20 protein-coding genes are annotated in these 23,727 nt (G+C 35.1%); 12 read left to right on the plus strand and 8 right to left on the minus strand.

The window, feature by feature from the left end; genetic code table 11:
* Positions 1-80: 80 nt before the first annotated feature.
* Genes BST92_RS06740 through BST92_RS06760 form a run of 5 tightly spaced genes read left to right on the plus strand, consistent with a single transcriptional unit; the run spans position 81 to position 6,711 of the window.
* Positions 81-1,490 carry a PSP1 domain-containing protein gene (locus BST92_RS06740; RefSeq protein WP_105070754.1) on the plus strand — a complete coding sequence of 470 codons (1,410 nt, stop codon included), beginning with the start codon at positions 81-83 and terminating at the stop codon, positions 1,488-1,490.
* On the plus strand, positions 1,490-1,987 hold the full coding sequence (locus BST92_RS06745; RefSeq protein WP_105070755.1) for a gliding motility lipoprotein GldH: 498 nt from the start codon (positions 1,490-1,492) through the stop codon (positions 1,985-1,987). The genes BST92_RS06740 and BST92_RS06745 overlap by 1 nt, the downstream gene beginning before the upstream one ends.
* Positions 1,974-4,310: a penicillin-binding protein 1A gene (locus BST92_RS06750; RefSeq protein WP_105070756.1), complete on the plus strand. Its 2,337-nt coding sequence runs from the start codon at positions 1,974-1,976 to the stop codon at positions 4,308-4,310. The genes BST92_RS06745 and BST92_RS06750 overlap by 14 nt, the downstream gene beginning before the upstream one ends.
* A 12-nt stretch (positions 4,311-4,322) precedes the next feature.
* The gene (locus BST92_RS06755; protein ID WP_105070757.1) at positions 4,323-5,033 is read left to right on the plus strand and encodes a 3'-5' exonuclease; all 711 of its coding nucleotides are present in this window, start codon (positions 4,323-4,325) and stop codon (positions 5,031-5,033) included.
* Positions 5,011-6,711, plus strand: a complete 1,701-nt coding sequence (locus BST92_RS06760) for an ABC transporter ATP-binding protein (protein WP_105070758.1) — start codon at positions 5,011-5,013, stop codon at positions 6,709-6,711. Before BST92_RS06755 ends, BST92_RS06760 begins: the two co-directional genes overlap by 23 nt.
* Before the next feature lie 466 nt (positions 6,712-7,177).
* On the opposite strand, the gene BST92_RS06765 is transcribed toward BST92_RS06760, so the two are convergent.
* From BST92_RS06765 to BST92_RS06780, 4 genes are all read right to left on the minus strand, one after another.
* Complete coding sequence (locus tag BST92_RS06765) at positions 7,178-9,091, minus strand: CocE/NonD family hydrolase (RefSeq protein ID WP_105070759.1); 1,914 nt, start codon at positions 9,089-9,091, stop codon at positions 7,178-7,180.
* Between the two features lie 93 nt (positions 9,092-9,184).
* Positions 9,185-11,236 carry a M13 family metallopeptidase gene (locus tag BST92_RS06770; protein WP_105070760.1) on the minus strand — a complete coding sequence of 684 codons (2,052 nt, stop codon included), beginning with the start codon at positions 11,234-11,236 and terminating at the stop codon, positions 9,185-9,187.
* A 169-nt stretch (positions 11,237-11,405) separates the two neighbouring features.
* The gene (locus BST92_RS06775) at positions 11,406-14,759 is read right to left on the minus strand and encodes a T9SS type A sorting domain-containing protein (RefSeq protein ID WP_105070761.1); all 3,354 of its coding nucleotides are present in this window, start codon (positions 14,757-14,759) and stop codon (positions 11,406-11,408) included.
* A gap of 180 nt (positions 14,760-14,939) precedes the next feature.
* Positions 14,940-15,440 carry a nuclear transport factor 2 family protein gene (locus BST92_RS06780; protein WP_105072215.1) on the minus strand — a complete coding sequence of 167 codons (501 nt, stop codon included), beginning with the start codon at positions 15,438-15,440 and terminating at the stop codon, positions 14,940-14,942.
* An 89-nt stretch (positions 15,441-15,529) separates the two neighbouring features.
* On the opposite strand from BST92_RS06780, the gene BST92_RS06785 reads away from it, so the two are divergent.
* From BST92_RS06785 to BST92_RS06795, 3 genes are read left to right on the plus strand one after another with little or no spacing between them, the layout of a single operon-like run.
* Positions 15,530-16,093, plus strand: coding sequence for a DNA-3-methyladenine glycosylase I (locus BST92_RS06785; protein ID WP_105070762.1), 564 nt, complete (start codon positions 15,530-15,532; stop codon positions 16,091-16,093).
* A gap of 7 nt (positions 16,094-16,100) precedes the next feature.
* Positions 16,101-16,670 carry a hypothetical protein gene (locus BST92_RS06790; RefSeq protein WP_146105120.1) on the plus strand — a complete coding sequence of 190 codons (570 nt, stop codon included), beginning with the start codon at positions 16,101-16,103 and terminating at the stop codon, positions 16,668-16,670.
* On the plus strand, positions 16,651-17,313 hold the full coding sequence (locus BST92_RS06795; protein ID WP_105070764.1) for a DUF2490 domain-containing protein: 663 nt from the start codon (positions 16,651-16,653) through the stop codon (positions 17,311-17,313). The genes BST92_RS06790 and BST92_RS06795 overlap by 20 nt, the downstream gene beginning before the upstream one ends.
* Here the strand turns inward: BST92_RS06795 and aat are convergent.
* From aat to BST92_RS06815, 4 genes are all read right to left on the minus strand, one after another.
* Positions 17,308-17,952, minus strand: coding sequence for a leucyl/phenylalanyl-tRNA--protein transferase (aat, locus tag BST92_RS06800; protein ID WP_105070765.1), 645 nt, complete (start codon positions 17,950-17,952; stop codon positions 17,308-17,310). The two genes, BST92_RS06795 and aat, sit on opposite strands and share 6 nt — an antisense overlap.
* A gap of 156 nt (positions 17,953-18,108) precedes the next feature.
* Complete coding sequence (locus BST92_RS06805; RefSeq protein WP_105070766.1) at positions 18,109-18,555, minus strand: GNAT family N-acetyltransferase; 447 nt, start codon at positions 18,553-18,555, stop codon at positions 18,109-18,111.
* A 10-nt stretch (positions 18,556-18,565) separates the two neighbouring features.
* A complete protein-coding gene (locus BST92_RS06810) occupies positions 18,566-18,940 on the minus strand; it encodes a DUF3127 domain-containing protein (protein ID WP_105070767.1) in 375 nt (124 codons plus the stop codon).
* A 1-nt stretch (position 18,941) separates the two neighbouring features.
* Positions 18,942-19,793, minus strand: coding sequence for a flavin reductase family protein (locus BST92_RS06815; protein WP_105070768.1), 852 nt, complete (start codon positions 19,791-19,793; stop codon positions 18,942-18,944).
* A 151-nt stretch (positions 19,794-19,944) separates the two neighbouring features.
* On the opposite strand from BST92_RS06815, the gene BST92_RS06820 reads away from it, so the two are divergent.
* The 4 genes from BST92_RS06820 (at position 19,945) to BST92_RS15520 (ending at position 23,671) form a co-directional block, all read left to right on the plus strand.
* Positions 19,945-21,096, plus strand: coding sequence for a sensor histidine kinase (locus BST92_RS06820; protein ID WP_105070769.1), 1,152 nt, complete (start codon positions 19,945-19,947; stop codon positions 21,094-21,096).
* Between the two features lie 112 nt (positions 21,097-21,208).
* Positions 21,209-21,439: a FeoA family protein gene (locus tag BST92_RS06825; protein WP_105070770.1), complete on the plus strand. Its 231-nt coding sequence runs from the start codon at positions 21,209-21,211 to the stop codon at positions 21,437-21,439.
* Entirely contained in the window at positions 21,432-23,543 is a 2,112-nt protein-coding gene (gene feoB, locus BST92_RS06830) for a ferrous iron transport protein B (RefSeq protein WP_105070771.1), read from the plus strand. Before BST92_RS06825 ends, feoB begins: the two co-directional genes overlap by 8 nt.
* Positions 23,543-23,671 carry a FeoB-associated Cys-rich membrane protein gene (locus BST92_RS15520; RefSeq protein ID WP_105070772.1) on the plus strand — a complete coding sequence of 43 codons (129 nt, stop codon included), beginning with the start codon at positions 23,543-23,545 and terminating at the stop codon, positions 23,669-23,671. Before feoB ends, BST92_RS15520 begins: the two co-directional genes overlap by 1 nt.
* Positions 23,672-23,727 lie beyond the last annotated feature (56 nt).

A 23,727-nucleotide genomic window follows, 5' to 3' on the forward strand; every position in this document is an offset into this window, starting at 1 on the left:
TTCCCTATATTTACGTTTAATAACAATGATTCAATCCAGTGAGTTAATCGCTTGGATTTCAATATATATACGTAGGATTAATGAGCTGTAATAGTTGTGGAACCGGTGGAGGAACTCCAGGCGGTTGTAAAAATCACGGTACATGTGGTACTAGTGGATGTAATAAATTGACGGTTTTTGACTGGTTAGCAAACATGGAATTGCCAGACGGTCAGGCACCTTTTAATTATGTAGAAGTAAGGTTTAAAAATAGCCGTAAAGAATATTTTATTAACTCTGAAAATTTACAATTAAAAATAGGTGACATCGTTGCCACACAGACAGAGACTGGTCACGACATAGGTATAGTAACTCTTACTGGTGAGTTAGTACGTGTACAATTGAAGAAAAAGAAAATCCGTTATGAGACAGATGATATGCCTAAGGTTTATCGCATCGCGTCACAGACAGATATAGATAAATGGAAGGCAGCTCGTGAGAGAGAAGAACCTATGAAGGTGCGCGCACGTGAAATAGCCATACGTTTAAACCTTCAAATGAAAATCTCTGATATTGAATTTCAGGGAGACGGATCAAAAGCTACCTTTTACTATACTGCAGAAGAACGCGTTGATTTCCGCCAGTTAATTAGAGAATACGCAACAGAGTTTAAGACACGTATTGAGATGCGCCAGATAGGTTTGCGTCAAGAAGCTGCTAGATTAGGTGGTATAGGGTCATGTGGTCGCGAGTTATGCTGTTCAACTTGGTTAACAGACTTCCGTTCAGTAACAACTAGTGCAGCACGTTATCAAAACCTTTCTTTAAATCCACAAAAACTTGCTGGACAATGTGGGAAATTAAAGTGTTGTTTAAATTATGAACTAGATTCATATATGGACGCTCTCAAGGACTTTCCTAAACAAAACCAGAAATTATACACTGAAAAAGGAACCGCTGTTTGTCAGAAAATTGACATCTTTAAAGGACTGATGTGGTATTGTTATGAAGGAGAATGGATGAACTGGCATACATTAACTACAACACAAGTACATGAGATTGTTTCTAAAAATAAAGCCAAAGAAAAAGTAGCTAGTATAGAAGAATATGCAGCAGAGCATGTTGTTATTGAAGAAGTTAACTTTGAAAACGTTGTGGGACAAGATAGTTTGACTCGTTTTGATCAACCTGCTACTAAAAATAAAAAGCGTAAAAAACGTCGTAATAATCGTGGTCCTAAACCAGATGCCGCTGCAAAGAAAACATCACAGCCTAATCATAAGAAAGCACCGCAATCTAAGGCGCCACAGACTAAAGGTCCAAAACCAGATGCAAAAGGTCAGAAACCTAAACCTAAGCCTAGAAGAAAACCGACCAATCAAAATAAACCCAAAGACGGGACTCAAACCACGCAGTCAAAACCTAAGCCTAAACCAACAGGTGATGCCGCTAATAAACCGCGTAAAAAAAGGCCCAATAATCGCAATAGACCACCTAAGAAAAACGAGTAATGAGAATCACCTTACTTTTAATTTTAAGTTGTTTAACCTTGGTGTCTTGCGATAATAATTTAGTTGATTCGCAATCAGTTGCCTTTAGCGATGCTCAATGGAGTCTTCTTGAAGCGCCTGTTTTTAAGATTCAGCCAGTAGATACAGTGAACACATATGACATGTTTCTCCATATGAGAAATAATCACAACTATGCCTATAGCAACCTATACTTAATCGCCGAGATGAAATTTCCACAAGGAAAAATCGTTACAGACACATTAGAGTATAACATGGCCACACCACAAGGTCAATTCCTAGGCTCAGGTTATAGTGATGTTTATGAAAATAAATTATGGTATAAGGAAGGAGTACGCTTTCGCGAAAGCGGAACTTATCTACTCACCTTACGCCATGCAATGAGAAAAAATGGTTCTGTAGACGGTATTGCCCAGTTAGAAGGAGTACTCGATATAGGATATAGTATAGAAAAACAAGTGCAACATGGCAGCAACTAAAGCACAAAAAGCTCAAAAAGAGCAAGAAACTAAGAAGAATATTAAATTATTCTGGAAACTAGTATTTGTAGGTATAGGAATGGTAATTCTTTTATTTTTACTTACAGCATGGGGAATCTTCGGTTCTTTACCAGATCACACCATATTAGAAAACCCACAATCTGAACTAGCCACAGAAATAGTCACGGCAGATGGTAAAACGCTAGGTAGCTTTTATACAGATAATCGTAAACCAGTGAAGTATGAGGATCTACCACAAAATCTTATCGACGCACTAGTCTCGACTGAAGATGAACGTTTCTGGGATCATAGTGGTATTGATGGTTATGGTACAGCTAGAGCATTTGCCTTTTTAGGACAAAAAGGTGGTGCAAGTACCATCACGCAACAGCTAGCAAAACTGTACTTTACAGAGCAGCGCAGTAGTAACAAAATTGAACGTGGAATTCAGAAAATCCGGGAATGGATTATCGCTACACGTCTTGAAAAACAGTATACTAAAGAAGAGATAATCACGCAGTATTTAAATCAGTTTGATTTTTTAAAACAAGCCATAGGTATACGATCAGCTTCTAATATTTATTTTGGTAAAGAGCCTAAGGAATTAACTGTAGAAGAAAGTGCGGTTTTTGTAGCCATGCTCAAAAACCCTAGACAGTTCAATCCTTATAGAGAAATATCTAAAGAAAAATCATTAGGTCGTCGTAATCAGGTTTTTGTTCAAATGGTGCGCAATGGAAAAATGACTGAAGCAACTAAAGATAGTCTTAGAGAACAACCTATTAAATTAAACTTTACACCAGAAGGTCACAACGACGGTATGGGGACTTATTTCCGCGAGTATTTAAGAGACTGGTTGAAGGATTGGGCAGCTAGTAATACTAATCCAGAGACTGGAGAGAATTATAATCTCTATAATGATGGGTTAAAGATTAATGTAACGATCGATAGTCGCATGCAAAAATATGCAGAAGATGCCATGGTTGCACATATGGCAAACCTGCAGCTAGAGTTTGATTCCCAAAACGAGAAATTAAAAACGGCTCCTTTTAGAGACATCACTGCAAAACAGGTTGAATCTTCAATTAATCGCGCCATAAAAGTTTCAGAAAGATGGAAATTGATGAAGAAAGAAGGCAAGTCAGAAAAAGAAATTCTTGCAAGTTTTGATAAAGAAACAGAGATGACTGTCTTTGATTGGCAGGCTCCAGGTCGCGAGCGTGACACAGTAATGACACCACGTGATTCAATATACTACTATAAGAAATTCTTGCAAGTAGGTATGATGTCTATGGAACCTCAAACAGGTTATGTAAAAGCTTGGGTAGGTGGAATTAATCACAAGCATTTTAAATTTGATCATGTTAAAAAAGGAGTGCGCCAGGCTGGATCTACCTTTAAGCCATTTTTATATGCAACAGCTATAGATCTATTAAAATATTCTCCATGTAAAGAATTACCAGATGGAGAATATACGATACCAGCAGGCAAACATGGTAATACTAAGGACTGGACGCCTAGTAATTCTAATGGAAAGTATGGTACGATTAGGACATTGAAAGATGCTCTAGCACATTCTGTAAACACAATATCTGCTAGATTAATGGATGATGTAGGACCACAACCTGTGATAGATCTTGCAGGTCGTCTAGGTATAAATACTAAAGAAATGGCACCTGTTCCTTCACTAGCATTGGGTACTGCAGATGTAAGCCTTTTTGAAATGGTAGGCGCATATGGTGTTTTTGCAAATGAAGGTATTTACAATACTCCAGTTTTAGTAACTAGTATTCAAGATAAAAATGGTACGGTACTTTATCAATATGTTCCAGAAACAAGAGATGTGATGAATCCCGAAACCGCATTTGTAACTCTTAAATTAATGCAAGGTGTTACTCAATCTGGTAGTGGAAGCCGTTTGAGAGGTAGCTGGGCAAAAAACAATAAGTTCTATAAAAGTGTAGTAACTGGCTACCCATATGATTTTAAAAATGAAATAGCTGGTAAAACAGGTACTACTCAAAACAACTCTGATGGATGGTTTATGGGTATTGTTCCTAATTTAGTGTCTGGTGTATGGGTAGGTGGAGAAGATCGTTCAGTCCATTTTCCTAGCACTCGTTATGGTCAAGGTGCTACTATGGCACTACCTATATGGGGTTCTTACATGAAATCTGTTTATGCAGATGAAAATCTGGATATATCAAAAGCAAATTTCAATGAACCAGAAAATTTATCCATTATAGTAGATTGTGAAGAGTATAAGAATGGTGATGATGGTTTAGAAGATGAAGATGACGCTGGCGATGAATTAGGAATGTAAATAGTAACTGATATGCTAGATGCACTTAAACTCGAGAATGTCCTGTTTCTAGATATAGAAACAGTTCCTTTACATCCATCATTTGATAAACTGGATGTTTTAGATCAGCAGCTCTATGCAGATAAAACTAAATATCAACGTAAAGAAGAATTTACACCCGAGGAATTTTATGATCGTGCAGGTATCTGGGCAGAGTTTGGTAAAATAGTTTGCATATCAGTAGGGTACTTTGTAGACCGTACTTATAGACAGTTTAGAGTACGCAGTTTTACAGGATCTGAAATTGACCTCTTAGAAGAGTTCAGTACATTACTTAAAAACCATTTCTCTGGAAGACATCATTTGCTTTGTGCCCATAACGGTAAGGAGTTTGATTTCCCTTTTATAGCAAGACGTATGATTATTAATGGAATTGCTATACCTGCAAAACTTAATCTCTTTGGTAAAAAGCCATGGGAAGTACCGCATTTAGATACTATGGAGTTATGGAAATTTGGCGATTATAAGCATTTCACATCTCTAAAATTAATGACTCGTGTATTAGGTATTTCATCGCCTAAGGATGACATAGATGGCTCTCAAGTACGCAATGTGTATTATGAAGAAAACGATGTGAACCGCATTGCTAGATATTGTGAAAAAGACGTTATCGCTGTAGCTCAAATAGTTCTTAAATTGCGATTAGAACCTTTACTTACAGATGACCAAATCATCACAAAATAAGCCACTGGCTGTTGTAAAAAATCTCAATGTTACCTTTCAAAATGGTAAACAAGAGAATCAAGTCTTATTTGACGTTAATCTCGAGTTATTTGAAAATGAAATTCTTGCCATAGTTGGTGAATCTGGTAGCGGTAAGTCTGTTACTTCTAAGGCATTAATGGGTTTATTGCCTGCTCAAAAAACGATTATAGATGCCACGGTATTATCTATTCTAGAAAAGGATTTACGTTACTTCAAAGGTCGAGATTGGTCACGCTTTCGCGGAAGCGTGATAAGTATGATTTTTCAAGAACCTATGAGCTCTCTAAATCCTACTATCACATGTGGTAAGCAAGTAGCAGAAATTCTTGAGATTCATACCAGCTTATCTTCTAAAGAAATTAAAACAGAGGTTTTACAACTTTTTGAAAAGGTAAAATTGCCCATTCCTGAGCAAACGTTTCAAAAATATCCACACGAGATCAGTGGTGGTCAAATGCAACGTGTTATGATTGCTATGGCGATAGCCTGTAAACCTATAATACTAATTGCAGATGAGCCTACCACAGCGCTAGATGTTACCGTTCAAAAAGAAATTATTTTACTGATTAAAGATCTTCAAAAAGAATATGGGATGAGCGTGCTTTTTATCTCGCACGATCTAGGTCTAGTTCATGAGATAGCAGACCGTATTGCGGTGATGTATAAAGGTAAAGTAGTAGAAACAGGAACACCACATCAGTTGTTTGAAAATGCCCAAGAAACATACACTAAAGCACTTATTGCGGCTAGACCAGATACGAAGTCCAGACTTAAAAGACTACCTATAATTAACGATTTTATGGTAGATACTGTTCCTACAGAGGTGGTTACTGATATAGAAAGAGTCCAATCGCATAGCAAATTGTATACTCAAGAGCCGTTACTAGAATTAGTTAATGTGGTGAAGAAATACCCACTTAAAAAAGAGTTATTTAAAGAGCAACAATTTTTTACCGCTGTTAACGGTGTAAGTCTTAAGTTGTATGCTGGTGAGTCCTTGGGATTAGTAGGAGAAAGTGGTTGTGGTAAAAGCACGCTGGGCAATATGATACTAGGTTTGCGTGATATTACTAGTGGGCAGTTGATTTATAAAGGAGTAGATATTACAAATCTTAAGGGACATAAAATGCGATCTCTAAGAAAAGAAATACAGATTATATTTCAAGACCCATTTGCATCATTAAATCCGCGATTGACGGTTGGACAAGCGATTATGGAACCTATGAAATGGCATGGAATAGGTACTAATGATAAGGACCGTAAAGAACGCGTTATGAAATTACTGGAACGAGTAGGATTAACTCAAGATCAATATAATCGTTATCCGCATGAGTTTAGTGGTGGACAGCGGCAACGCATAGGTATAGCGAGAACTGTAGCCTTAGAACCAGAGTTGATAGTTTGTGATGAATCTGTAAGTGCATTGGACATTTCTGTACAAGCACAAGTTCTCAATTTATTGAATGAGTTTAAAGAGGATTTTGGTTTTTCTTACCTGTTTATTTCTCATGATCTAGCGGTAGTTAAATACTTTTGTGACCAAGTCATTGTGATGAATCAAGGCCGTATCGAGGAACAAAACGAGGCTGATGAACTTTATCGCAATCCTCAAACAGATTACACTAAAAAGTTAATTGCAGCTATTCCTAAAGGGTAATTATTCAACAATCACTTCATAATGTAATAATTCTTTACTGCAATTTTAATAACAGCTCGCCTGATATGTAACACTATCATATAATAATCAATAGGCATAAAAAAATCCTCTTTAGGGAAGAGGATTTTTTAAAAGTTAGTTAAGATAAGTTGTTCTTTAAAAAGTAAAGAACGTTTTTATGATCAATTTAAATAGGCCTTTGATAAAATAAAGAGTAGCCATAAACGTATTAGGTTCTTGTTTTTCTACATAGGTCGTATTCATAATCGATGTTTATTAAAGGGAATACGAATATGGCAAACTTTAATCAATTATCGAGACAATCGGTAGCTATTAATCGATAAAGCGCATATTTGTGTTAAATCATTTTTATGGACAATTGATCGTTTTAATAAAAAAACCTCAATCGTATATGCATATTTTCATATCAGATTGAGGTTTATATTATGAACTTCTATCGCTTAATTTACTGTTTTAGTTTAGGTAATTGTTTTTCAATACCGTTGTTATCGCCTACACTTATGGAACTAGCTCCAGTAATTGTTACTTGCCCAGTTGTGAAGTCGCTTTCTGTCGCCTCAAATATGTTGTCTATATACTTTTGTGGATTGCGATCTATGTAAGGAAACCATGTGCTGTGTATTTGAATCATTACTCTGTGACCTTTTTTGAAAGTGTGTAATACGTCTTGTAAAGGAAAATTTACTCTAGTTTTTTTACCTTCCTTAAATGGCTCTGGCTTTGAGAAATCATTTCTAAAACGACCTCTAAAAGTTTCTGCTCGTACTAATTGTTGATAGCCTGCAAGAGTTACATGCTCAGGTGTATGCTCTTCGTTTTTCAAATCGTCTGGGTAAACGTCTATAACCTTAACAATAAAATCAGCATCTGTAATACCTTTAAGTATTACTTCTAGATTTGCCTGTATTTCTCCGGCTAGTGTCATATCTTCTGTAAGAACACCTGTTTGAAAGGTAAGTACGTCTGGTCTTCTTGAGGCATGACGCTGGTCATCTGTCATGTAAGCTCGTGGAGTGAATGTTACAGGAGTTATCTCGCTTCTAAAAGGAACAGGTTTTGATGGGTCACTCATGTATGAGAATGAATCTTTTTTATCACCTTTTTTATTGATCAACAACTCTCCATTTTTACCAAAACTAAACACGATTTCATCTTGCTGTGGTGGCCATTGCATAAATTTTTCCCACTGTTTTAATCCAGTGTCAAACATATATGCCTCTGGTAGAACAGGATTTTTTTCTCCTTTTAAATGATGTTCAAAAAAAGGAGTTTCTATTTCTCTATGATAAAAAGTTGATAAACTATCGCCAAAATGAATGTGATTAACCATTTGATGTCCAGGTTCTCTTGCCCAGTTACCATGGCTCCATGGTCCCATTACAATTGTATTATTCTTATTATTTGGATTGTTGCGTTCTACATTTTTATAGATGTTTAACGGTCCATATAAATCCTCTGCATCAAACCAGCCACCTACGGTCATTACTGCATGATCAACATTGTTTAAATGTGGTATTATAGAACGTTTTTGCCAGAATTCGTCATAATTAGGATGTGAGGCCACGTCTTTCCAGAAAAAATTATCGGGATATATATTTTCTGTAACATTTTTTAAAGGACCTATGCCCATATTGAACGCATAAGAGTCATTCATACTACCAGCGGCTCTTAATTTATCCCATTTATCATTGTACCAGCTTTCTGTAGTAGGCTCAGTTTGATGACCAAAAACTGGATAAGCAAAAATATAGCTCTGTAGTGTCGCTCCCATGTGATGGAAATCATCAAAGAAAAAGTCTCCTATAGGTGCTTGTGGAGAGCTAGCCACCAGTGCTGGATGAGCATCAGGTAATGCTGCTGCTGTATAAAAACCAGGATATGATATTCCCCATTGACCTACTTTTCCATTATTGTTAGGTAGATTTTTTATTAACCAGTCTACAGTGTCATAAGTGTCAGAGCTTTCATCGATATCTTTTTTATTATTAATATCATTACCTGGTATGTTAGGACGCATGTTATCAAAATCACCTTCACTCATCCATCTACCGCGCACATCTTGATAAACAAATATGTAGCCTTCTTTCATAAGTAGTTCATTAGGCCCTAATCTACTAGGATACTTGCCTTCACCATATGGTCGCACACTATAACAAGTACGCTGCATCATTATGGGATATTTTTGGGTGGTGTCTTTTGGACTATAAACTTGAGTATACAGTTTTACACCATCACGCATTTCAATCTGGTGAATTGTTTTAGTATAATTATCTTTTATATACTCTTGGTTTGATGAGGATTGCGCTTTCGCGAAAGCGGAACTTAATACCACTAACGCGATTAGTAAAAATTGTTTCATATCAATAACTTTAATGCTGGCTTAAATATAATTCAACCACATAAAAAAAGGCTGTCAATTAAGAAAGCCTTTTGATTTTTAATAAAAGTTATGTTACCAGATTTTTATACGATTTTCTGGTGCGATATACATACCATCTGTTTCTGTGATTTCAAAAGCGTCATAGAAAGCATCTATGTTTTGCAGTGGCACATAACCTCTATACATACCTGGTGAATGCGTGTCACCTTTAATACGTTGTTTTAAAGCTTCTTCACGCATTTTTGTGCGCCATACAGTTCCCCAACTTAAGAAAAAACGTTGTTCTGGCGTAAATCCATCAATAGCATCTGGACGACCTTTATCTTTCATCCATAACTGGTGTGCATCATATGCGGCGTTAACTCCACCTAAATCACCTATATTTTCTCCTAGAGTGAATTCTCCGTTAATATTTACTCCAGGTAAGACCTCTATAGCGCTGTACTGATTTGCTAAATCTTTACCTAGTTCTTCAAATTGTGTCTTGTCATTTGCGGTCCACCAGTCTGTCATGTTACCATTTGCATCGAATTTTGCACCACTATCATCAAATCCATGAGAAATTTCATGACCTATTACAGCTCCCATACCTCCAAAATTAAAGGCTGCGTCTGCTTCATAATTATAAAATGGTGGTTGAAGTATAGCCGCTGGGAAAACAATCTCGTTATAGTATGGATTGTAATATGCATTTACCGTTTGTGGTGACATAAACCATTCTGTTTTGTCAACTTTTTCTCCTAGTTTATTGAGGTTATCACGGTAATTCCATGATTGAACAGCTAGCATGTTGTCAAATAAAGTGCCGCCATTTGCTGGGCTATTAATTTCCATTTCAGAGTAGTCTTTCCACTGGTCTGGATAACCTATTTTAATGGTCATTCCATTAAGCTTTTCTATAGCTTTTTCTTTAGTTTCTGGACTCATCCAGTCTAAACCATTGATGCGTACTTCATATGCTTTCTTCACATATTCAATCATTTCTTTTGCTTTGGCTTTTGCCTCAGCTGGGAATTTTTCACTAACATATAATTGACCTAAGGCTTCACCCAAAGTACCATTAACGGTAGCTAGGGCACGTTCATTTCTAGGACGTTGTTCTTTTGCACCTCGCATAGTTTTACTGTAGAAATCCCAATTTGCGTCTTCTAACTCTGTAGATAGCATAGTGGCTGCCGCGTCTATCATGGTCCATCGCATATATGTTTTCATAGCATCTAAATTGCTATTATCCCACATATTATTTAGTGCAGTCATATAAGCTGGTTGAGCAACAATGATAGTATCAAATTCTTTAATATCTAATTTTTCAAAATATTCATCCCAATTTATAGATGGCACTAGAGTCTTAAACTCTTCTATACTCATAGGGTTATAGCTTAATTGTGGATTTCTTCTCGCTACTTTATCTAATCGTGGTTGTGCCATTTGTGTTTCTATGGCTATAATCGTTTTTGCATCTTTTGCTGCTTGAATTGCATCTGTACCGGTTAAGGTTAACATGCGCGCTACGTGATTCTCATATGCGGCAAGTTTTTCCACATTATCAGCATCATCTAGATCTACATAATACTCACGTTGCATGCCTAATGCGCCAGGTCTCATTTGAGCAACATTTATGTCTGTGTTTTGTGCATCTGGTCCTACTCCAAAGCCGTAGAAACCACGCAAACCTTTAGCCGACAGGTCAGCAAGTAAAGCAGGTATTTCATCTACAGATTTAACAGCATCTATTTGTTCTAGATATGGTTTTAATGGTTCGTAACCTGCTTTGTCTCTTGCGTCAGTATCCATAATGCTTTGATATACAAAAACGGCTTTTGCCTGATCTGATGATTGATCTAGATTCTTATCATTCATAGCATTATCTAAGATCGCAAGCATATCTGCGTCAGTATCTTTTCTAAGCTTATTAAAGCCACCCCAAACGGTCTGGTCTGCTGGGATCTCTGTAGAGTCAATCCATTTACCATTAACATAGCGATAGAAATCATCTTTAGGAGAAACACTAGTATCCATGGCGGTCATATCTAGACCTGGATAATCTTTTTTGGCAGGTTCTTTACATGAAGTGACAGCAATGGCCACTGCACATGTAGCAAGTAAGGTTTGTTTTAAATTCATGCTTATATAATTTGATAGGTTAGTTAATTAAAATTGAAAAATGCTATGAAAGATAATAATTGTTAAGTTTCAAGAGATACATTTAATTTTTAATTAACTAGTAATGAAATTAAAAAGCTTGCAGAAATTGCAAGCTTTTTGAATATTAAAAATTAAAATGTCTATTTGATTAATTCACGATAAGTTTTTCAGTAACGATGCCTGAAGTCGTAGAAATATTTAAAAAGTACATTCCTTGAGCTACATTATTAAGATTAATGGAATGTCTTTCTCCAGTATTGTTAAGTCTAGATTTTATTAGTTTACCAGTTACATCATAGATGCTGTAATCAAAAGAGTCTTTATTATTCCATGATAGTATAAAATTACCTTTTGAAGGGTTAGGGGATACTTTATAAGAATCTGAAAGTGTGTTGCTATCGTTACTTAGTGTTCCAGTTACGACGACATTATCAAGAACCACACCTTCTTCAGTAACTGCTTGGTCAGAAATAAACACATATCGAAATGTGATATTACTTTCTGAATTAAATGGACTTAAGTCATAAGAATAGGTTTTCATGACGGCATCTGTACCTGTCCACTGTGCTCCTACACAATTAAAACAATCTACTCCATTAGGGTTTCTGTTAGAATTATACCAGTTAGCATCTGTTGAGCTACCTAATATATTCCAGTTTACACCACTATCAGTACTGTATTCCATAAACATGAGGTCCCAATTTTGTTCAAGCTCAAATGCCATATCAAACTGTAAAGTAGGATTAGTAACACCGTTTAAATCATAACAACCTGTGTATAAGTAGGCAACGGTGTCATTAGGGTGTTGACCACTTAAATTTGTTGCATAAACTTGTGTGCCGCTTACAGCTTGATTAAGAACAGGTCCCGTAGGGACACCTCGTTCCCATAGATTTGTTCCTCCTGTTTCATTGAAGGTTAATAGATTTCTATTTTCAAATTGATGAATATCATTAATGACACCACTATTATTTTTAAGAATTGTTGTGGTTTCATTGTTGTTACTAGCAAAAGCATCATTTGTTGTATTCACCGTTACTGTTATATCATTCGTTCCTAAATTAAATGACAGACCTGTTAAACTTATAGTAGTCTGACTTTGTGCAGGAATTGTGGTGTTGTAAGTGGTATTAACTGAAGAACCACCGTTAATAGAATAATCAAGATTAAAACTATTTATGTCTGTGGTACCTCCATTTTCTATTACAATATTAATGTCAGAGTCTCCACAAGAAAAATTACTGTTTGATGAGCCTACACTTATTAATTCAATATCTGTAGGTGGTGGACCTGCAGTGACTGATGTTTGCCAGATCCCTCTACCATAGGTTCCAGCTGTTAGTATGTTGTCAAAACCATTAATTTCAAGATCTCTAATATTCACATTAGGTAGATTATTATTAAATGTTGACCACTGTGCTGTAACATCATCATATTTATAGATTCCTATAGTTGTTCCTAGGAATATTTCTCCATCTACACTCATCGGTAAACTAGCAATAGTGTTTTTACCTAAACTGGGCAAGTTTGCTGTTATATCTGTAAAAGAGTTACCTTGATTTATACTCTTATACACCTTACCAAACGATTGACTAGTAGATACATAAACGATATTATTATCAGTATTACTTACTTCAATGGCTGCAATGTCTTGTGGGAAGTTTGAAACAACAGAAAAATTTGTACCTGCGTTAATACTTCTATAAAGCAGATTATTTATAGCAATGTATATAATATCATCATTATTAGGATCAATTTCAATTAAATCAATATTGTTACCAAATGAAAATGAAACGGCTACAAACCCATTATTTTGTACCTTGTAAAGAGAGGTGTATCCTACATATATAGTACCTTGACTATCTACCTTTAATGGGGTGATCCAATTTCCACTTTCTCCATTAGGGCGATTTATAGAATTAAGAATTGAGTTCCCACCATTATTTGTAAAATAAAGTCCACCACCATTTTGAGTAAACCCATATCGTATATTGGAATTTAATGGATCAATACCACCATCCATTCCATCAGCTCCATAGAAGTTTTTCCATTGATTACCGCTTCTTGCTTGTCCACCATTATCTTGTAAACCACCTATCACTTGTGCACTCGATTGTGTGCTAACAGCAATTCTATAAAATTGTCCTATTTGAGCTCCTGCAGTAAGATCAGTGAAAGATCCACCGTCATTATTACTTCTATAAATACCACCATCAGACATGACAAATAGTTCAGTACCAAATTGTCTGATTTGATGAATGTCTGCATGGGTATAAGTACTGCCAGTAGGGTTACTCCATGAGTTAATTTTTGTAAAAGAGCTACCACCACTGAAGGATTTCCATATATTTAAACAACCGGTGTAAACAATTTCTGCATTAGTAGTAGATACTTCTAAAGCAAGATCATAGTTTCCTTGCCCGCTTTCTAGAATGTCTGTCCCATTATCTCGACGTGTAAAAGTTAATCCACTATTAGTAGATCGATATAGACCTAACAAGTTAGCATTGCCATCAATAATTAATAAATAAACATAATTAGGATTTGCGGGAGATACACCTATAACACTTCTTCTCATACCACTAGGCAAACCTGTAGAAGGTTGTGTGAATGAAATTCCATTATCAGTTGATATAAAAAAAGAATTGTTTGTACTAAGATATATAGTATCTGGTGATCCAGGTTTTAATTTAATGTCTTTTACATTTGCAGGAAAAGTTCTTGAAAAACTCACACCACCATCAACAGATCTATAGAAACCAAAATTTGATGACACAAATATTTTGTTACTATCTCTAGGGTCTAAGTATACCTCACTTATATTTGCAGTTGCCCCTATAAAAGTAAGTCCTGTACTATTCCATGTAAGTCCTCCATCAATGGACTTCATTAATCCTATACTACTTGAGTCTCTAGCATCATCATCACCTGTACCTATATATATAACGTTAGAATTTGTTGGGTCTACTGCTATAGCACTTACTCCTATTTGAGATAAAAAATCTGAAATAGGTGTCCATGTGACTCCAGCATCGGTAGATTTCCATATTCCTCCACTTGGTGAGCCTAGGTAATAAATATTAGGGTTATTAGGGTCTATCGTCATTGTGTTTGCTCTACCAGTTCCTGTAGACCATGATCCAGTCCCTTGTATTGAAAAAGGACCTATTGCACTCCAGTTAGAGTTGTCCGAAAGGCCACTTTTTCTAAAATATCTGTTATTTACTATAGATTGTAGTTCTTGCGCTCCCTGTATAGTACCATCTTCCTTAACATAAGCCTTGGCAGCGTCCACCCATCGCATGAATGGTTTGTAACCACTTCCTTTAGCATCTTTATCATGCGTTTCCCAATAAGCCTCACCTGCATCTTTGATGTCTTGGTAAGTAATTTCATTTTCAGATTTCTGCTCTCTTAATTGCTGCATCCATGGATTGTCTAGGCCAGGTTGTGCTTGAGTTAATGCAAATCCTAAGAGGATTAGTAATGGTAAAAACTTCATAAAATGGTTTTAATGGTGCCGCAATATAATGGACAGAGTTCACGATTCAATAACATCTTGTTAATTATGTCTTAATTTCATAAATAACTGACAAAAAATCATCGACTAATAGTGCAAAATAATTTCTAGTACTGATTTTTATACCAACATTGCTCACTAACTCTTATAATGAGTTCTGGTTTAAAACTCTTCATTGTTTAATAATTCTTTCTTGTAATTAATATCCCATTGTTTTTTAAGCTCTGTAAGTGAAGCTACATTTTCATTAGGTACAGTAATAGAAAGAACATAATGTGCAATCTTATAAACTCCATCTTCTTTTTTTAGAATTCCGCTACCGCGACATATTCCCATTTGAGTATCTAGCAATTCATCAAAATAAACGACACCATTGTGTTGATAAATATGACGTTTTAGTGACGTGAAAGACCAGGCTTTACCGTTGTCAAAGTAAGGCTTTGAAAAAGCTTTAAATTCTTGTAGCTGCCAGTTTTCAGTTGCATCAGTGCCTATAAAAACGGCATCATTAGTCATTAAGTTAAAGTAGTCATTATAATTAGCGGTAGCTGCTGCTAGATGCCAATCATCTATTTTTTTATTTAATAAATCTGTCGTTCTAATTTTTTGCGAGCCACATGAAGCTAGTAGAATTGTGGTAAAGAGGAGTAAAGTGTTTTTCATAGATGTTAAAGATAAAACAGAAAACTTAATGCTTTTTCTATAAAATCTGGACATTTGGTGGTTGCGTATAGTGTTCATAAATTCGAGTCATGGAAAAACATAGATGTGGCTGGTGTTTAAGTGATGATTTATATATCGCTTATCACGATCAAGAATGGGGAAAACCAGTTTATGATGATCAAACTCTTTTTGAGTTTCTTATTCTCGAGACGATGCAGGCTGGACTGAGTTGGATTACCATCTTAAAAAAACGAGCCAATTACTATGACGCATTAGATCAATTTGACGTTCAAAAAATCGCAAATTACACACAAGATAAGCAGGATGAATTATTAAATAATGCTGGAATCATACGTAACAAGCTCAAAATTAAGTCCATAATTACAAACGCTCAACTTTTCATAGACATTCAAAAAGAATATGGTAGCTTTTCTCAATACATATGGAACTATGTAGATGGTAAGCCTATAAAAAATGAAGTGTTAGATTATAAGAATGCGCCAGCAAACACGGCGCTTTCTGATCAAATCTCTAAAGATTTAAAAAAGAGAGGTTTTAAATTTGTAGGATCTACATTAGTCTACGCTTTTATGCAAGCTACTGGAATGGTAAATGATCACGAGATAAATTGTTATCGATATGATGAGGTATAAAATTATATTGCTTTTGGTATTCGCTTTCGCGAAAGCGGATAACATCATAGCTCAGCATGACAATAATACAAAGATAGAGCAAGAAGAGCGTATAGATATTGCATATTTTCCTATCCAAGCTAGAGACATGGTTTTTACATTGAGTAAAGCCAGAAAGAAAATTAAATACTATAAAGAAACAGATGGTTCTTTGATTACTTATGAGGCAAAGTTTAAATTAAATGGTTATAAATATAGCATCGAGTGTGATCAAAAAGGTATCTTGATAGACATAGAGGTACTTATTAAAAAAAAGGAAATAGCTTCCAGTGTTTTAAATATCATCACTAATAATCTTAAAGAAATTTCTAATCGATTTAAGGTTGAAAAAATTCAAAAACAGTTTGTGATTAATCACCAAGACAGTTTGAGTATTTCTAATCGTCTAGAAAGTAATGATTTTGATAATTATGAAATGATTGTTGCTTTTAAAAAAGATAATAAGATTTACCGTAAAGAAATGCTTTTCAGTAAAGAAGGAGAATTGTTAAAGCAACGTTCTGTTAAAAAGCTAAAATATGATTTCATACTATTTTAGAGTTTTTACCTTTCTATTCTTGCCGGTTATTTCGACCGCTCAAATTGTAGATTCTTTTATCGTACAGCCATCTATAAACGTGCGCTGGGATAATAATAGTAGGTGGAGATTTAATAGTGCTATAGAACATCGCAATATTATAAATAATGGATGGAACGCTTTGCATATTCAAGCAGTACAGTTTGCTAGTTATGAAATAGGTTTTTATTCACAGATAGGTGTAGGGATAATGTATCGTGAGATATTTGATGATCAACGACCGGAAGAAATCAGGTTTACAGAACAATATGTATACGCACGTAAGTTTAATAGTTTAAGAATAGCGCACCGATTTAGGTGGGATCAACGCATAAGAGGAGAAGCCTTGAAACATAGATGGCGCTATCGACTATCGAGCTCTGTACCGCTTAGCGGTGGAAATTTAGATATATCTGAGTATTATATCACATCTAGCATAGAGGCAGTTTTTATTGCTCAAGCAAATGAGAAACCAGGATATGATCAACGAGTAGCTATAGGTATAGGTAGAGCATTGAGTAATAATATCAAACTACAAATGGTAACTGAGTATCGCTGGGAAGACTATACACAAGATATAAATCGCTCTTTATTTATTAATTTGGGAGTATTTTATTCTTTATAAATAACTTAAAAACACCTCTCGATCTATCTCTATAGCTCCTAAACTGTGTAAATGATCATTATATAGTTGTGCATCTATGAAGTGATAACCTTTAGATTTAAGAGTGTTAACTAGATGTAGTAGGGCTATTTTACTAGCATCTGTTGCCAGAGTAAACATAGATTCTCCACAAAAAATTTTTTTTTCAGATAAATCAATTCCATATAAGCCACCTACTAACTTATCGTTTTTGAAGACCTCTATGCTTTTTGCGTGGCCTAATTCATGTAATCTCGTGTATGAACTTATAAAGTCATCATTAATCCAGGTACCATCCTCATCACGACGTTTTACTAAGGCACAATGATGCATCACATCTTTAAAGCACGTATTTTCTTTAATAAGATAACCCTTGTTGCGTTGACTTTGTTTTAGAGACTTAGAAATTCTCATAGGTTGATCGCTAGATAGATCAAATACCATTCTGGGATCTGGGCTCCACCAGCATATAGGGTCACCTTCACTGTACCAAGGGAAAATACCTGATTGATAGGCTAGTAAAAGTCTTTCTACACTTAAATCACCACCTATAGCAAGTAAACCATGGTCTGGAGCACTGCTAGGATGTGGGAAAACAAGATTGTGATCTAGAATTTGCACGATTTTAGGCGATTAAGTTTGCAATTTGAGATAAAAATGTTAATCTTTGAGAAGCCTTCTTATCTAATTTATTTCATCATTGCTTTTTTTGAGTTTGTTTGAAGGCTAACCTATTAAGAAAGAAAATCCCAACTGTAGTGGTTGGGATTTTTTATTTTATAAAATTCGTTCAAAACATACACTATTCAATACATTTCTATAAGGTTCATAATTATCAATGATTTGATAACCGCTATTTTTATAGAGAGCAATAGCTGCTAGCTGTCGTGTACCAGTTTCTAATATGCATCTATTATAAGACAATTCTTTGGCCCATTGTTCTAATTCTTTTAAAATATATGTTGCAACACCTTTGTTGCGATAAGCAGCAACAGTGTACATTCTTTTAATTTCCATAGACTGATGATCATATTCTTTTATAGATCCACAGCCTGCCAGAATAGAATCTTTATAACAGAGTACCACATGTTTAATAAGGTTTAATTTATTAAACTGGTCATAGAATTCATGTTCATTACCATCAGTAACAGCAAGATATGCGTCTAGTTCTTTAACTAGTTTTTTAAAATCTGTATTATGAGTATCAGTCCTTACTAATCTCATACATTAATTTTTAAAAAGGTAAGTCGTCGTGATCTTCATCTTTAGAATTTGAGATAGGATCAAATTCATCAAACGGTGGTATCTCTTGTGGTGGTGCCGCTGGAGTAGCTCCGACACGTTCTATTCTCCATCCTACGATAGAATTAAAATATTTAATCTCTCCTTGAGGACTTTGCCATTCACGACCTCTCAAGTTAATACCTACTTTTACTGGTTCACCTACTTGAAAACTGTCCAGCAAACTTGTTTTATCTTGAACAAATTCCAGCATTAAGTGCTGTGGATATTGTTCTTCAGTAGTGATAACTAGTTCACGTTTTTGAAATCCGCTAGCACCAAAAGATTTGGTTTCTCCTATTACTTTGATTTTTCCTTGTACTTCCATGTTATAATAATATAATTTTCCATGCGTCTATGATGTTGCCTTGTAAGATCAACTCTTGTGCGCGTTTATGTTTTTCTTTAATATCTAAAATTGATAGTTTTTCCGCTTTCGCGAAAGCGATAACAGATTCTCTATCTGGTATAGCTTCAATATTCCCTAGTTTTCCTAAATCATTACCTGTAAGAATGGTGCTGTTTCTTGCATGATCAGGTAGTGCATCAACACCTACACCTAGTGTAGCTAATGGTTTAGGTACTTCAAACATGGCGTCTTTTGAACGGCAATACCAGTTGCCACCCATACGGGCAACAGTGTCGATTTTAATCTGGTCTATCTTACCATCCTCATCTAGGATCTCATCATTAACGTGAACCATAACTACCTCACATATAATCAAATTACCAGCGCCACCTTCCTGTCCTAATTCTACAATTTCTTTTACTTTACATTCAAATTGTACAGGACTTTCTGCTACTCGAGGTGGTGCAATGATATCTGATGCTACTGCTGTTAATCCAGACTTTACAAATTCATCAACATTTGCACCATACTCTGTGCTACTCAACGACATCTGTTGTACAATATCATAGTTGACAATATTGATTACAACCTCGCCTGTAGACCTAGCGTTAATTAAAGTATGTTTAATAGAATTATCTCTCACCCGACGTGCTGGTGAAAAAATCATGATTGGTGGATTTGCGCTGAAAACGTTGAAAAAAGAATAAGGCGATAAATTAACATTGCCATCTTCATCAATTGTACTTGCAAATGCGATAGGTCGAGGTTGTACCGCGCCCAGCATAATACTGTGTAAATGAGCTGTTTTTGTGTCTTTTGGATCTAGTTTCACCGTAATTTTTTAAGGATGGTAAAGGTATGGATTTTAAAGCGTTTTAATAAAGTAGAAATAAGATTTAAAGAGAACCTATTCCTAGATATCATAAAAGCTAGTTAAGCTCGTTTTACTTTATGTACTATATTTAAAATTCTTAAAAGCTTTCATGAATTTTACAGCAAATCGTAATGTGTTGAGATGGGTAATCATAGCCTTTGCAATGATTATTACAGCCCTAATTTTATGGAATACCTATGAGTTTTTTCAACAACTTAAGGAAAGTGAACAGAAAAACATGAAAGAGTATGAGATTGCTATTGATGATCTAGTTAATCAATCTCTTGATGCCGAAATGGGGAATCTGGGCTCTACCGTTACAGAAAATACGACTACAATTCCCATGATTGAGGTAAATTATAAAGGTGATATGAAGGCCCGTAATTTACCAGAGCATATAATGAACGATACTCTTAAGTTGAGGTCGTTAATAGATGAATATGCCTCCCAAAATGAACCTATACGTATTAATTATGATGGAGAACCTTTTCAGACCATCTATTATGGAGAGAGTCCTATTATTACTAAAATGAAGTACTTTCCAATGGCGTTGTTGTTGATTTTAGTCTTATTTGGTGCTGTGATTTGGTTTTTTTATCGTTCTACAAAAGCTAGTGAGCAAAATAAGCTTTGGGCAGGTATGGCTAAAGAGAGTGCTCACCAGATAGGTACACCGTTATCATCATTAGTGGGTTGGACAACGTTACTTAAAGATACAAATGTAGATCCCAGTTATATAACCGAAATGGAAAAGGATATCACTAGATTACAAACTATTACAGAGCGATTTTCTAAAATAGGTTCTATACCTACACTTTCTGAAATGGATATTGTAGATCAAACAGATAAGGCTGTACATTATATCTCTTCTCGAAGTTCAAAACTAGTTGAATTTGTTGTTGATTTACCTAGTCAGCCTATACTCGTAAAATTAAACGAGCAATTATATGCATGGGTTGTTGAGAATTTAATAAAAAATGGTATTGACGCCATGAAAGGTAAAGGGACTATAAAGATCTATTTACGTGCTGATGCTCATAAAGTTTTTATAACGGTTTCTGATACTGGAAAAGGTATTCCTAAAAATCAATGGAATCAAGTATTTACTCCTGGATTTACTACTAAAAAGAGAGGTTGGGGCTTAGGCTTATCTCTAGCTCATCGTATTATTAAAGACTACCATAAGGGCATGATAAGAGTTGCCGATAGTAAAAAAGATAAAGGAACTACTTTTGAAATCATGATTAATAGATTGAAATAAGTCTTGTAATAAGTAACGTTATCTTAATGACAACAAAAGTTTAGTATTCTAAATTTTTTCATTCCTACATCTTAACTTACTTTTGCTTATTCAAATTTATTCTAAATAAGCTTTGAGCGATACTATAGCACATCTTAAACGTGGTGAAAAGGCCACCATTGTTTCTTTTAATGAGGAACAAGTACCTCTTAAACTTCTTGAAATGGGATGTTTACCAGGTAATATTGTGATGATGATGGAAAGTGCACCTTTTCAAGATCCTATCTATCTCAATATTAATGGTACTTTTTTAGCAATAAGACGTGAAACAGCTCAACAGATAATAGTGAAACGTCATGGGTAAATCAATTAATGTTTCACTTATAGGTAATCCTAATACTGGTAAGACATCATTATTTAATAGACTTACTGGTTTAAATCAAAAAGTAGGGAACTATCCCGGTATTACCGTAGAAAAAAAAGAAGGTATTTGTAAACTAGATCGTAGTTTAAAAGCTCATATTCTAGATTTGCCTGGTACATATAGTCTCAATACATCTAGTCTAGATGAAAGTGTAGTTGTAGAGACGCTGCTCAATAAAAATTCAAAAGACTATCCAGATGTGGCTGTGGTAGTTTCTGATATTGAAAACCTCAAACGTAATTTACTTCTGTTCACTCAGATTAAAGATCTAGAAATACCTACCATATTAGTGATTAATATGGCAGACCGTATGCAGCGTAAAGCTATTTCTTTGGATATTGCGTTAATGGAACAAGAGCTCAATACTAGAGTAGTATTAGTAAGTGCTAGAAAAAACATGGGTGTTGATAACCTTAAAAGAGCTATTTCAGAGTATAAAAATTTGAAATCAGTCCCATGTGTGAATGCCTCAAGTATAGATCCAGAGTATTTTGCCACCTTAAAAAAGGCTTATCCTAGACAATCCATATATAAATTATGGCTAGTGATTACTCAAGATGTCAACTTTGGTAAAATTGATAGGAATAGAGATCTTGAAGATTTAAAATCTAGCTCATTTGCTGTTAAGTCAGAAAGCGACTTAAAAAAAATGCAGCATAAAGAAACGGTAGTACGTTATCAATTTATCAATGCTCTATTGAATAAGGTTCTTAATGTAGATAAGTCACAAGCAAAAGATTTAAGAACAAGACTAGACCGTGTGTTACTTCACAAAGTATGGGGTTACCTTATTTTCTTTGTGATATTATTACTCATATTTCAAGCGATTTATGATTGGTCTACCTATCCTATGGATTGGATTGATACATTCTTTGCAAAGGCAAGTTCATGGGCTCAAACATCACTTCCAGAAGGACCTTTTACAGATCTTATTTCTGAAGGTATTATACCTGGATTAGGTGGGATTGTCATTTTTATACCTCAAATTGCCTTTTTGTTTTTATTCATTGCCATACTTGAAGAAAGTGGTTATATGAGTAGAGTGGTTTTTTTAATGGATCACATCATGAAAAAATTTGGGCTGAGTGGTAAAAGTGTAGTGCCATTAGTATCTGGTACTGCTTGTGCTATACCTGCAGTTATGGCAACACGCAATATTGAAGACTGGAAAGAACGCTTAATTACCATTCTGGTTGTACCATTTACTACCTGTTCTGCCAGGTTACCGGTTTATTTAATTATTATTGCTCTAGTTATTCCTGAGCAAGAGGTATGGTGGATTTTTAATTTACAGGGACTAACCCTTATGTTATTATATATGCTGGGCTTTGGCGCAGCAATTTTCTCTGCTTGGGTACTCAACAAAATATTACCTATTAAACGCAAAGCCTTTTTTGTGATGGAAATGCCTGCCTACAAATTACCTATGCTTAAAAACGTAGGAATAACGGTTTTAGAAAAGACAAAAAGTTTTGTGCTAGGTGCTGGAAAAATTATTATGGCGATATCTGTTATCTTATGGTTGTTAGCCAGTCATGGATTAGGTGAGCAGTTTACTAATGCAGAAGAAATAATTAAAGAGCAATATGCTGGTCAAAATTTATCAGATGAGGAATTAACTAATAAAATTGCAGCTCAAGAATTAGAACATAGTTTTATAGGTTATATAGGTAAAGGAATAGAGCCAGCCGTAAGGCCATTAGGCTATGACTGGAAAATAGGTATCGCTATTGTAAGCTCATTTGCTGCAAGAGAGGTTTTTGTGGGAACGCTTGCAACCATTTATAGTGTAGGTAGTGATGAAGAAGAAACAATCAAAAATCGTATGAGAGCAGAGGTAAACCCTATATTAGGTGGACCTTTGTTTAATTTTGCTAGTGGTATTTCTTTATTGCTTTTTTATGCATTTGCTATGCAATGTATGAGTACCCTAGCGATAGTTAAACGTGAAACTAATAGCTGGAAATGGCCTGCCATACAGTTTTCAGCAATGACGGTGATTGCTTATTTTGCGGCACTCGCAGCATATCAAATTCTCAAATAATGGAATTATTACAATATATTTTGGTAGCTGTAGTTGTTTTAGTGGCACTGGTCTGGTTATTTAGAAAATCATTATTTCCCTCTAAGAAAACTAGTGGATGTGGTGATGGTAACTGTGGATGTCATTAATTAAACAGTAATAGAAATAAAAAAGCCCTTTCAATTTGAAAGGGCTTTTGAATACA

It is taken from the genome of Nonlabens arenilitoris (genome assembly GCF_002954765.1).
GTDB classification, from domain to species: Bacteria; Bacteroidota; Bacteroidia; order Flavobacteriales; family Flavobacteriaceae; genus Nonlabens; species Nonlabens arenilitoris.

Coding starts and splice junctions, on each gene's coding strand:
- BST92_RS06765 (WP_105070759.1), bottom strand. CDS start 9,091: ATGAAACAATTTTTACTAATCGCGTTAGTGGTATTAAGTTCCGCTTTC.
- BST92_RS06805 (WP_105070766.1), bottom strand. CDS start 18,555: ATGAGATTAGTAAGGACTGATACTCATAATACAGATTTTAAAAAACTA.
- BST92_RS06740 (WP_105070754.1), top strand. CDS start 81: ATGAGCTGTAATAGTTGTGGAACCGGTGGAGGAACTCCAGGCGGTTGT.
- BST92_RS15520 (WP_105070772.1), top strand. CDS start 23,543: ATGGAATTATTACAATATATTTTGGTAGCTGTAGTTGTTTTAGTGGCA.
- BST92_RS06785 (WP_105070762.1), top strand. CDS start 15,530: ATGGAAAAACATAGATGTGGCTGGTGTTTAAGTGATGATTTATATATC.
- BST92_RS06745 (WP_105070755.1), top strand. CDS start 1,490: ATGAGAATCACCTTACTTTTAATTTTAAGTTGTTTAACCTTGGTGTCT.
- BST92_RS06810 (WP_105070767.1), bottom strand. CDS start 18,940: ATGGAAGTACAAGGAAAAATCAAAGTAATAGGAGAAACCAAATCTTTT.
- BST92_RS06770 (WP_105070760.1), bottom strand. CDS start 11,236: ATGAATTTAAAACAAACCTTACTTGCTACATGTGCAGTGGCCATTGCT.
- BST92_RS06775 (WP_105070761.1), bottom strand. CDS start 14,759: ATGAAGTTTTTACCATTACTAATCCTCTTAGGATTTGCATTAACTCAA.
- BST92_RS06750 (WP_105070756.1), top strand. CDS start 1,974: ATGGCAGCAACTAAAGCACAAAAAGCTCAAAAAGAGCAAGAAACTAAG.
- feoB (WP_105070771.1), top strand. CDS start 21,432: ATGGGTAAATCAATTAATGTTTCACTTATAGGTAATCCTAATACTGGT.
- BST92_RS06760 (WP_105070758.1), top strand. CDS start 5,011: ATGACCAAATCATCACAAAATAAGCCACTGGCTGTTGTAAAAAATCTC.
- BST92_RS06780 (WP_105072215.1), bottom strand. CDS start 15,440: ATGAAAAACACTTTACTCCTCTTTACCACAATTCTACTAGCTTCATGT.
- BST92_RS06755 (WP_105070757.1), top strand. CDS start 4,323: ATGCTAGATGCACTTAAACTCGAGAATGTCCTGTTTCTAGATATAGAA.
- BST92_RS06795 (WP_105070764.1), top strand. CDS start 16,651: ATGATTTCATACTATTTTAGAGTTTTTACCTTTCTATTCTTGCCGGTT.
- BST92_RS06820 (WP_105070769.1), top strand. CDS start 19,945: ATGAATTTTACAGCAAATCGTAATGTGTTGAGATGGGTAATCATAGCC.